The sequence below is a fragment of the Rhizobacter sp. P3_B12 genome (assembly GCF_056402895.1).
In genome coordinates this window covers 1-574 of the sequence record NZ_JBFUGN010001742.1, presented here as the reverse complement: position 1 = coordinate 574, position 574 = coordinate 1, and the positions used below count along the sequence as shown (strand labels likewise).

Below are 574 nucleotides of genomic sequence, written 5' to 3'. Positions count from 1 at the left end.
ACGCGAACCGCGCGCGCTTCGCGGCCGCGACCGGCGCTGCGCCGGTCTTCATGAAGCAGGTGCATGGCACGCGGGTGCTGCGGCTGGTGCGGGCCTCGGCGGGCGCGGCGCTCGAAGAGGCCGATGCGGCGATCACCACCGAGCGCGGCGTGGCCTGCACGGTGCAGGTGGCCGATTGCCTGCCGGTGCTGCTGGCAACGACCGGTGCGGTGGCCACGCCGGCCGTCGGAGCCGCGCATGCCGGCTGGCGCGGCCTGGCCGGCGGCGTGCTCGACAACACCGTGGCGGCGCTGTGCGCGGCGGCCGGCTGCGAACCGGGCGCGCTCGTGGCGTGGCTCGGGCCGTGCATCGGGCCGGGGCGGTTCGAAGTGGGGCCGGACGTGCTGCAAGCCTTCGGCGAAGACCCTCAACGCGCCGACCCGGCGCTGTTCCGCGGCCATGCGCCGGGCAAATGGATGGCCAACCTGCCCGAACTCGCGCGCCGGCGCCTCGCGGGCCTGGGCGTGACGCAGATCAAGGGCTCTCTCTAATACACATCTCCGAGCCCACGAGACCCGTTCCAATCTCGTATGCC

Annotated in this window: 1 protein-coding gene; it reads left to right on the top strand. The window is 74.0% G+C overall.

From position 1 onward, the window contains the following. Positions 1 to 530 (top strand): purine nucleoside phosphorylase YfiH/LACC1 family protein (locus tag AC1D01_RS37985; RefSeq protein ID WP_477875156.1); only part of this gene is annotated, 530 nt, incomplete at its 5' end. Positions 531 to 574 lie beyond the last annotated feature (44 nt).